Annotated in this window: 14 protein-coding genes; 2 read left to right on the top strand and 12 right to left on the bottom strand. The window is 71.2% G+C overall.

All coding sequences use genetic code 11. The features are described 5' to 3' along the window. Positions 1-92: 92 nt before the first annotated feature. The gene (locus ACWF94_RS24935) at positions 93-590 is read right to left on the bottom strand and encodes a hypothetical protein (protein WP_453492566.1); all 498 of its coding nucleotides are present in this window, start codon (positions 588-590) and stop codon (positions 93-95) included. A 63-nt stretch (positions 591-653) separates the two neighbouring features. Continuing rightward, positions 654-1,511 (bottom strand): hypothetical protein, encoded by an 858-nt coding sequence (locus ACWF94_RS24930; RefSeq protein WP_453492563.1) that lies wholly within the window; start codon positions 1,509-1,511, stop codon positions 654-656. A gap of 145 nt (positions 1,512-1,656) precedes the next feature. Here ACWF94_RS24930 and ACWF94_RS24925 point away from each other — a divergent pair, with 145 nt between their 5' ends. Continuing rightward, positions 1,657-1,932 carry a hypothetical protein gene (locus ACWF94_RS24925; RefSeq protein WP_453492560.1) on the top strand — a complete coding sequence of 92 codons (276 nt, stop codon included), beginning with the start codon at positions 1,657-1,659 and terminating at the stop codon, positions 1,930-1,932. 266 nt (positions 1,933-2,198) lie between these two features. On the opposite strand, the gene ACWF94_RS24920 is transcribed toward ACWF94_RS24925, so the two are convergent. The 9 genes from ACWF94_RS24920 to ACWF94_RS24880 form a co-directional block, all read right to left on the bottom strand. Continuing rightward, positions 2,199-2,375, bottom strand: a complete 177-nt coding sequence (locus tag ACWF94_RS24920) for a hypothetical protein (protein WP_453492557.1) — start codon at positions 2,373-2,375, stop codon at positions 2,199-2,201. Positions 2,376-2,465: 90 nt separating this feature from the next. Next, on the bottom strand, positions 2,466-3,734 hold the full coding sequence (locus tag ACWF94_RS24915) for a hypothetical protein (protein WP_453492554.1): 1,269 nt from the start codon (positions 3,732-3,734) through the stop codon (positions 2,466-2,468). After that, the gene (locus tag ACWF94_RS24910; protein WP_453492551.1) at positions 3,734-4,135 is read right to left on the bottom strand and encodes a hypothetical protein; all 402 of its coding nucleotides are present in this window, start codon (positions 4,133-4,135) and stop codon (positions 3,734-3,736) included. The genes ACWF94_RS24915 and ACWF94_RS24910 overlap by 1 nt, the downstream gene beginning before the upstream one ends. A gap of 27 nt (positions 4,136-4,162) precedes the next feature. After that, a complete protein-coding gene (locus ACWF94_RS24905) occupies positions 4,163-5,137 on the bottom strand; it encodes a hypothetical protein (RefSeq protein WP_453492548.1) in 975 nt (324 codons plus the stop codon). A gap of 5 nt (positions 5,138-5,142) precedes the next feature. Beyond that, on the bottom strand, positions 5,143-5,685 hold the full coding sequence (locus tag ACWF94_RS24900) for a nuclease-related domain-containing protein (RefSeq protein WP_453492545.1): 543 nt from the start codon (positions 5,683-5,685) through the stop codon (positions 5,143-5,145). After that, positions 5,682-6,770: a hypothetical protein gene (locus ACWF94_RS24895; RefSeq protein WP_453492542.1), complete on the bottom strand. Its 1,089-nt coding sequence runs from the start codon at positions 6,768-6,770 to the stop codon at positions 5,682-5,684. The genes ACWF94_RS24900 and ACWF94_RS24895 overlap by 4 nt, the downstream gene beginning before the upstream one ends. Before the next feature lie 75 nt (positions 6,771-6,845). Continuing rightward, positions 6,846-7,049 carry a hypothetical protein gene (locus ACWF94_RS24890; RefSeq protein WP_453492539.1) on the bottom strand — a complete coding sequence of 68 codons (204 nt, stop codon included), beginning with the start codon at positions 7,047-7,049 and terminating at the stop codon, positions 6,846-6,848. After that, positions 7,042-7,176, bottom strand: coding sequence for a hypothetical protein (locus tag ACWF94_RS24885; protein WP_453492536.1), 135 nt, complete (start codon positions 7,174-7,176; stop codon positions 7,042-7,044). The genes ACWF94_RS24890 and ACWF94_RS24885 overlap by 8 nt, the downstream gene beginning before the upstream one ends. Further along, on the bottom strand, positions 7,176-7,703 hold the full coding sequence (locus tag ACWF94_RS24880; RefSeq protein ID WP_453492533.1) for a hypothetical protein: 528 nt from the start codon (positions 7,701-7,703) through the stop codon (positions 7,176-7,178). The genes ACWF94_RS24885 and ACWF94_RS24880 overlap by 1 nt, the downstream gene beginning before the upstream one ends. A 229-nt stretch (positions 7,704-7,932) precedes the next feature. Between ACWF94_RS24880 and ACWF94_RS24875 the strand changes: the two genes are divergently transcribed. Then, on the top strand, positions 7,933-8,271 hold the full coding sequence (locus ACWF94_RS24875) for a hypothetical protein (RefSeq protein WP_453492530.1): 339 nt from the start codon (positions 7,933-7,935) through the stop codon (positions 8,269-8,271). A 183-nt stretch (positions 8,272-8,454) separates the two neighbouring features. Here the strand turns inward: ACWF94_RS24875 and ACWF94_RS24870 are convergent. Continuing rightward, positions 8,455-8,809: hypothetical protein (locus ACWF94_RS24870; RefSeq protein ID WP_453492527.1), on the bottom strand; the 355-nt coding region annotated here is incomplete at its 5' end.

Genomic DNA, 8,809 nt, shown 5'->3' with positions numbered 1-8,809 from the left:
CTCCGAGGGAGTGCGGAGCGTCGGGCGCGCCGGGGGGCTAGTGCTCGCGTCAGGGCCTTCGCCCCCTTGCTGGGGTGGTGGTGGCAGGGTGGCTAGTTGGCGGTCGTCGGCCGCTTGCACGAGTCGTGCCGCGAGCAGTTGCAGCGCCCGCAGTCCACGCACATCTGGCCGGCCACGAGTCCGCACTGTCCGCAGCCGTCGGCCTCGTCCAGGTCGGCGTTGTCCAGCGCGAGCGACAGGTCGACCAGGGCCTCGCGGTCGAACATCGCGCGCGGCTTGCACGTTCCGTCGCAGAACGCGGTCTCGCCCAGGCCGACGTACAGGCTCTCGTGGCCCTCGCACGCGTAGTCGGTCTCGTTCTCAGCGGGCCTGACCTCCACGGTCAGGTCGTAGACCTCGATCAGCCCGACGCCCTCGATGTCGGCGCGCGAGCGGACCGCCCCGGCCTCGGCGATCATGTCGCTGTCGTTCTCGACCCGCCTGCCCTGGGCGCGGGCAACGCCGTAGATGAGGGTGCGCAGCTCGCCGCCGTCCTTCGCGGTGAACGTCTTCTCCTCAACGGCGCGGTGCTGGATGGTGGCCTCGTACATGGCGATCTCCTTGTGAGCGGCCGGGGGCGGGCCGGGCGGTCCGCCTCCAGGTGGTCGTGCGGGTCAGGCGTGGGCCGGATCCGGCTGGGGGCGGTGGGCGAAGACGCACAGCGAGCTGGCGCGCAGGGGCTCCACGGCCCATCCGGCGTCCTTGAACCGGTCGGCGAGGGCGTCAAGGGCGGGGCCGTGCCACCCGTCGTCCCGGCGCCGGGCCAGGCCGCCCTCCAGCCAGTACGCGGCGACCAGGCCGTGGCCGCGGGGCTCGACTGCGTAGCCCCGCACCGGTAGGTCGGTGTCGGAGGGCTCGGTGAGGTCGTGCACATCGGTCAGCTCGGCCGCCTTCAACCCGGCGAGGACGGCGAGGGCCGCGACCGTGTCTGGCTGTGCGGCGTGCCTCGGCGCAACACCCTTGGTCGGCTCGGCCGGAGCGGCGTCGTCGGCGGTCTCCTGGGCGGCGGAGTCGATCACCTTGGCCATCACCGGATCGTGCTTCCTGACGAAGTTGAGGGCGACCGTCAGGTCCTCCAGAGCGGCCCGCCACTCGCGGTCGGTCGGATCGGGGTTGGTGCGAACGCGGGCGTCCGCTTCGTTGGCGGCCTTGAGCATTTCGGTGACCAGACGTTCGGTGGCGGCCTTCTCGCACGCGGTGCAGAGCACGGAGATCCGGGCGGTCTGCTCCTCGTTCAGCCAGCGGGCGACCTCCTGGCCGCACCGAGTGTTCGTCTCGTCCGGCCGCGCGAAATGCGGGTCGAAGTCGTCGCCGCCGTAGACCAGGAGGAGGCCGGCCTTCTGGCCGAGCTGGGCGATCTCGGCGTTGCGGTCGCTGGGCTTGGCCAAGTCGCCGAGGGCGAGCGCTGCGGCGGCCAGGGGGGAGGCTGCGGCCAGGCGCTCGGCGTAGGTGCGGGCGGGGCTGTCGGTCATGTAGGGCCTTCCGGGTGAGGTGGTGAATGGTTACACCTCCATCATTTCCGTAATGGCTTAAGCGAAACAGATTACTCGAAATGAATTCAGGTAATCGCTTGTCCGTATCGAGTTTGCCGAAACCGGCTTGTGGAACACTCAGGGCATGAGCCGAACTGGACCGCGCAACACGTATGCCGACTACAAGCCCAGCGAGGCGATGCTCGCCGCGATCAAGGAGTGGGAGGACGTCGTGAAGCTGGAGGAGGAGAAGCGGCACGCCGCCCGCGCGGCCGTCGCCAAGGAGCTGCGGGCGGCGCACGTCTCCCACGGCGCGCTCGCCGCACACACGCCGTGGACCGAGGGGACCATCACCGGCATCGCCCGGGAGTACAAGGTGCCCGGACTTCGTCAGCGTAAGACGACCGCCGACGAGGGCTGACCCGGGTCAGCTCCGACGGTTCGGGTCGCCAGCCTTCGCCTGGATCCGGGCGATCTCCACCTTCGCTCGCGCAACGACCGCGGTGACCGCGACCACGCAGCCGCCGAAGAGAACCTCCACGAAGGCCGTCGTACCCGCAATGACGCCACCCTCCAAACCGTGCCTCTGGGCGGGGGAGCGTACACCCTCGGGACACGCCAGAGGCCGCACACGAATCGTGTGCGGCCTCGGTCGTCTCGACCCCGCCGAGGGGGGCGGGGCGGGGTCTACAGGTGGCGGACGGCGATCGTGACGATGATCGCGAGGATCATCAGGCTGCCGACCAACCACTGTCCGGGCGGGACGTCGGAGAACCGGAACGGCTCGGGCTCCTCCGCCTGGGCGGCGTTCGCTCGGGCGCAGCAGCAGCACTGCCCGTGGGGAGTGTGCTGGGTGTGGCTCATCGCCGTTCCCTCCCTCATTTCAGATCACCACCATCATGACGGACGCTCCGACCCCACGGCTACAGGTTGCGCTCACTCCGCGACCGAGCGTCAGGACTCGTCGTGCTTCTCGATCTTCCAGGCGCACGGCTTGGTGGGGTCCTGAAGCCACCGGTAGCCCTGCGCCACCTCCTCCGCCGTCCAGACGTTGCCCCGTACACCCAACCCCTCTGGGCCGCTCTCGGCGTTGTTGGCGTTGACGTTGGCGGTCTGACCTGCGGCAACACCGGACCCCTGGGGGTCTTTCTGAGAGAAGGGCAGAGGCGGGAAGTCGTCGCGGTGCACGCCGGGCCCATTCCCGGCCGGTGTGCGCACCCCCGGGCGGGGGGTGATGCCGACCTCTGTCAGCACCTCTTTCAGGGCCCGGGTGTGGGGGAGCTGGAGGTGCTGAGCGAGGGCCGTATTCAGCACCCCGCTACCCCCTCGGTAGAGGTAGTGGAGGGCCCGGATTACGTCCTCGTGGGAGGGTGCCGCCTGGGCCTCTTCCTCGCCCTCTTCCGGGTCCTCCTCCGGGTCCTCGGAGTCGGCCTTTTCGGGGTCGGCGGGGGACTCCTCGGCGGGGGTCGCCCGGCGGCCGAGGAGGCGGGCCAGCAGACTCTTCCGGGGAGCCTCGGGGGCGGCCTCCTTCGACACCTCGGGGATCTCCTCGGGGCCCTCTTCCTTCTCCTCTGGGGCGGCGGGCTTCTTCTTGGTGCCGCCCTTCTTCACGCCGCCCTCCTCCTCCGTCTTCTTCTCGTCGTCGCCCTTCTTCGCGGGCTTGCTTACGGGAATCTCGATGTGGCCGGACGCGGCTAGGGCCGCAGTGACGACCAGCGCGATGACAACGAACAGCCAGGCGTGCTCGTACTTCTGCGACAGCTTCACGGCGGCGTAGAGGACGAACGCGACGCCGGCGAACCGGGGGCCGAGGCTGCCTCGCTTGCCGTACTTCCCGGACAGCCATCCGGCGAGGAGGACTAGGAGCACGCCGATCCCCCGGCCGTACCAGGCGGCTATCTGGACGAGGGCGCGCAGGACCCGGGCGATGCCTCGAATGAGCGGCGGGCCAGCCATCTTGCTGACCTCGACGGCGATCGGGCCGAGTTCGGCGAGCGGGCGGACGTCGTAGTACGGCTGGAGTTCGGCGAGCAGGCCGCGGCGCTCGTCGTCGGGGTCCTGCTCCTCCTCGTCGGCGGGAGCGTCCTCGAACTGGCGGGTGTCGGCCAGGGTCTCGTCGTCCGCCGGGGGCCGCGGGGCGACGACGAGCGGGACAGGCCAGTCCCCCGGCCCCGGGGCCTCGTCGGGCTCGGGGTCGGGGACGGCGTGCAGGTGGGCACCCATCAGGCGAAGCTCTGCATGATGACGTCGATCTTCTCGGCGAGGAGGGAGAACCCTCCGCCCGCGCCGGAGGCGACGTACCAGTAGATGATGCCGATCACGGCCACCTGCCGGGTTGTGAGCTTCTTGTAGAGGATCACGCCGGTGAGGAACAGGGCGATGCCCGCCATGGTGGTGCCGGGGGCGACATCGCCGAACAGGCCGAGCAGGTCGTTGACGAGGCTGGACACGAGATCGAAGGGCGTTCCGGCGGCCTTGTACGACGCCCCGGCGACCATGGCCAGGAACAACGTCCACCACCAGCCGAGCGGCCTGACCTTGCCGCCGGTGCTGGTGCCGAAGAAGAGGATGCCGGTCAGGCCGAGGGCGAGGCCGGCGGCGCCGAAGGCGGGGATCAAGCTCATGTGCTTTCCGTTCAGGGAGAAAGGTGGTCAGGCGACCGGATTGCCGTACATCGGCACGCCGACGATCATCGAGACGAGCGGGATGCGGGCGGCTAGCGCGAAGAGCGGGAACCAGTTCCGGGTGCGGTAGTCGATCACCCAGATCCCGACCGCGACGCCGTACCAGAGGCACACGTGGAAGTCGGTCCACGAGCCGTAGGTGTCGGCCAGGTAAGCGACCTCGGCCGTGAAGAATTGCGGGACGCCGATGTGGAAGCCAGCGCCGAGCGCGGTCCCGTTGTAGAGCAGGTGCCGGGTCTTCTTCGGCATCCCCGTCCACGCCTCGATCAGGGACTTCTTGTGCTCGTCCGAGGTCTTGCCGTACACCGGCCGCGCGTACGTCTTCTTGCCGTTACCGCGCATGGGCCAGTGGCGGCGGATGGCGGGCGGGACCTTGTCGACGGGCTTCCCATCCTCGCCTTGCTCTCCCCCGTCGCCTTCCTCGCCGTCGTCCGCGTCGGTGACGTCGGCGATTTCGTCATAGTCGTCAGGCACGTGGAGCTGCGTCTCGCAGACGGCGCACCAGTACGCGACGAGCTGGCCGGTGACCTTGTTGCGGACCTCGTGGGGGGCCGGGTGCTCGCACTCCTTGGCGGGAGTGGGCGGGCTGGCCGGGGGCTTGTCGTCCGGGATGTCGGGGTGGAGGTCCGCCTTGCAGTCCGGGCAGTAGAAGGGGATCGGCTCGTCGTGCCCCTCGATCCGGAAGGCGCGCGGGTTCGGGTGCTGGCACCCGGCGGTGATGACGGGCTTCGGCCCCCACCCGTTCGGGGCGCGGTCGCTGATGCCGAGGGTCTTGGGCTGCTCGGGAACCGTGGCGGCCGGGGCGGGCTCGGGGGCCTCTTCCGTCTCCTCGGTCTCGGTCTCGGCCTTGGGCCGCCGGAAGGCGAGGACGTCGCGGACGTGGAAGGGAGTCTCGGCCGGGGCCTCGTCTTCGGGCTGGTCGTCGCTTCGGGTGCTGTCCACGGCGGTCACTTCCTTCGGTACACGGGGAAGAGGGCGGCGGCACGGCGGCCGGGGTGCTCCCCCCCTGCGCGGTGACGTCGCGCGAGGGAGCGGAGGACGGGCACGGCGCGGTCGGTGGGGACGATGCGGATGCCGTCGAGCACCAGCTCGCCGCAGTCGAGCCGCGCGCCCTCCATGGAGACGAGGGGGATCGCGGGGCAGCCGAGGACGCGGGCGACGGTCCGGGCCTCGTGGCGGATGCCGTCGAGCCGGCCGGTGACGTCCCAATCGCCGTGCATGAGCCGACCGGCCTCGGACCTGAGCGGGAAGTGGGCGGACCACTTCTTGCAGTCGAGGACGATCACGACGCCGCGCGGGCTCACCAGGAGGTGATCCACGTTGGCACGGCCGGTCGGCAGGGCGCGGTCGTGGAGGACGGTCCAGCCCGAGCGGGCGAGCGGGGCGAGGCGGGCCTGGTCGGCGGCCGAGGCGCCCGCGTCGGGCCGCTGCCGGTCCTGGAGGTACCAGGCGACAGCAGCGGCCACGGCGAGAACGACGACGAGCGTCATGAGATCTTCCGGGCCTTCCGGGTCGGGTCGACGCGCTGTGCGCTGCGTCGGACGGTGTCGGCGAGGTTCGGCTTGTCGGAATGGCCGGCTGCGAGGACGGCGGTGACGAGGGCTGCGTCCGTGACCTCGGCGTCGGCGCCGATCTCCCGGCGGCAGATCGCGGCGATCCCCGGGCGGCTGATCTCGGCGACCGGCGGGACGGGGGCCTGCTGCTCGTCGCCCTGGCCGTTCTGCTCGTCCGCCGGAGGGACCGGAGGGACTGAACTTCCGGGGTGGGCCGCAGGGGTGACGGGCGCGGAGGTTGCGGGGACGACGGGCGGCGCCGGGGGAGCGGCGGGCGCGGGCGCAGGGACAGGCTCCGGAGCGGGCTCGGCTGCGGCCTCGGGGAGGCTGCGCGCCGCCTCGGCGCGACCGAGGATCGCCTTGGCGGCCTGGTACGCCTTTCCTCCCACGGCCTGCTGGTAGGCCGCGCGCCGGTTGAGGCGACGGACCCGGCCGGCGAGCAGCGCGCGCCCGGCCAGCTTCTGCTCCTGCTCGTTCACCCAGTGGGCGACACCGGCGTCGAGCGGGACGGCGTACTCACGGAGCAGCAGCCACGACGCCCCCTTGGCGACCAGGTCGATGCCCGCGCCGAAGCCGCCCGCCCAGGGCTGGTTCAGCGTGTGGCCGTATACGGCGACGGCACACATGCTGAGCGCCAGGAAGAACCATCCGGCGATCCTCGCGGGGCGCGCCCGCTCGGGCGCGGTGCGGTTCAACCATTCAATGGCCACGCAGTAGAGCCACGCGATGGCGAACACCGACCCTGCGCCGTACGCGATGACGGAGGGAACCAGCGGGTCGAGGAGACCGCCGATGCTCGCAGTGCCCGCCATGACGGCCATGCCCATGAAGCCGATGGCCACCCCGGTGACGCCGCGCAGGATCAACTCGTCCCACTCGCGCGGGGGGACCGGCTCCCAACCGTCGTACGGCACGTGGCGGGTGGAGGGGACGCCGTCGATGACGGTCGTCTCCTCGCGGTGCAGCCGGACCTTCCGGTACTTTACGCCCGGAATGCGCTGCTGGTCGGTGGCCTGGTCCATGGGGTTGCCTCTCTGTCGCGACACGGGGATGGCCGACCCGCCCTGGGGGAAGGGACGGGCCGGCCGGTCTGCCGCCTACCGGAACCGGCGGCGGTCTTGTTCCTCCCACGCCTGTCCGGCGCGGGCGGCCTCGGCTGCGCTCTTGGCGCGCTTGGTCCGGTCCTCGGCCTGCCGCTTGCGGGTGGCGGCCTCGGTGGCGGACTCGCGGCCGGAGAACTTGCTGGCCGCGATTTGTCGGTCGTCCGGGAACAGCCGGTCGAGGATGCCCATCTCAGTCACCGACCTTCGGCAGCACGCCGCGGGTGTCCTGGGCGTCCTGCTGCGCCTTGCGGTCCTGCGCGGCGCGGGCCTGGATTTCGGCGGCCGTGGCGTTCGCGTCTTCCTGCGGGTGGGGCGTGGTCGCCATCAGCGCCTCGCCTCCCGGGCGTCGGCCGCGTACTTGGCGGCCTTCGCGGCGGCGGCGGCGACGGCCTTCGGGTCGCGCTGAGGGGCACTGGCCGCGTACGTCTTCTTCGCCTCGGCGATGAGCTGAGCGGCGGTCTCGCGCGCCATCACAGCGCCCCCTGCATCACGGTGGACGTGGTGGGAACGAGCATCAGCCCGGCGTCGTACGAGCTCGTCCTTGGTCCACGCGGGGCCGGTCGAGCCGACCAGCGCGCGGAGCAGCAGGGCGTACTCGCCCCGCGTGATGCCCTCGCGCAGCTCCGGCATCAGGGCCATCGCCGCCGTGGCGAGAGCCAGAGCGTTCCCGCTCATCCGACGGCCCACGAGGTTGTACGCCTCCGCGCCGACGCACACCAGGAGGTTGATGCTCTCCAGGACGCCGGTGGGCTTGACGGTACGGAAGTGCTGTTCGACGGCGACGAGAACGGCCGCGGCGGAGTCGTCCATGCGGGCCGTGCCCGCCTGGACGGCCTGATCAGTACAGTTCATGCGTCAGCTCCTGTTAGTGGCAGGTCTGGCATCCCGGCCCGTGTGCGACCTCGGGCGGGGCTGAGGCGGTGCCCGGAGTGCGACCTCCGGGCACCGCTGTTTCAGCGGCCCCGACCTTCCGTGTGCGACCACTTCGGCCGGGGTTTGTGCTGAGCAACGTGGCGTTGCATTGCCACTGTAAGGGAGCCCCTTACAGTGGGCAAGCGCCGACCCGCAGAAGAGGACCGGGATGGCCGACGACGAGGTGTTGGAGGAGGAGGCGCGGCGCGTGATCGACGCACTGGAAGCCCTTGAACAGATGGACGACCCGGCAGCTCAAGCGCGAGCTATCAGCCGGGTGTTGCGCGACCAGCCGGACCACACGAAGAAGTTGAAGCAGATCCGGCAGGATTACGTGAGGCAGCAGCGGGCGGCGAAGGTCTCCTACCGGAAGATCGCGGAGGAGCTTGGAGTGGCGGCCGGGACGGTCCAGGACATCGAGCGCGGCTACTCCGGGTCGGGCAGGGACCGTAAGCGGAAGCTCGGGGAACAGGAGGGGGCTCCTGGCGGCCAGCAGCCGCCCGCGTGACCTGGTCATTCATCGGCCCTTTACCGCGCACGGCAGGGCGCCGTGGAAGTGCACCTTGCCAGAGCATGGCCACCGCCAGCCCTCCGACCTGAGTGTGGGTGGTCGCTGTCCCGCGCTGGCCTCGCGACGATGGCCCCTGCCTGGGAGGGGGCCGTCGTGGTGTCCGGACAGGGCCCAGGCCGGTCAACGGCTTGTCCGGTGTCCGGCGGCAACGACGGCGGCCAGGCCGACCCACCCCTTGTGCCACGCCTGGTCGATCATGGCTCCGGCGCGGGGGTCGCGGGTGAGCCAGCCGCCCTTGCCGAGCTTGTGCGCGGCGCGGACGAGGAGCGGGGCGTCGTCCGAGTCGTCGTCCCAGTGCCCGGCGCAGCGGTCGGCCGCGTAGTGCGTGACGGCGGACAGGGCCAGGCCGGCGGCGGCGCGCCGCCAGTCGAGGCCGAGGCCGAGGTACCGGTCGACTGCGAACAGGGCGACCGCTTGGGTGGCCAAGTACGAGGTGACGTGGCGGCGGCAGGCGGCGGCCCCTTCCGGGCCGTGC

The organism is Streptomyces sp. NPDC055078, assembly GCF_053607985.1.
The sequence above is the reverse complement of the archived record's forward strand: the minus strand, read 5'-3'. Positions and strand labels throughout refer to the sequence as shown.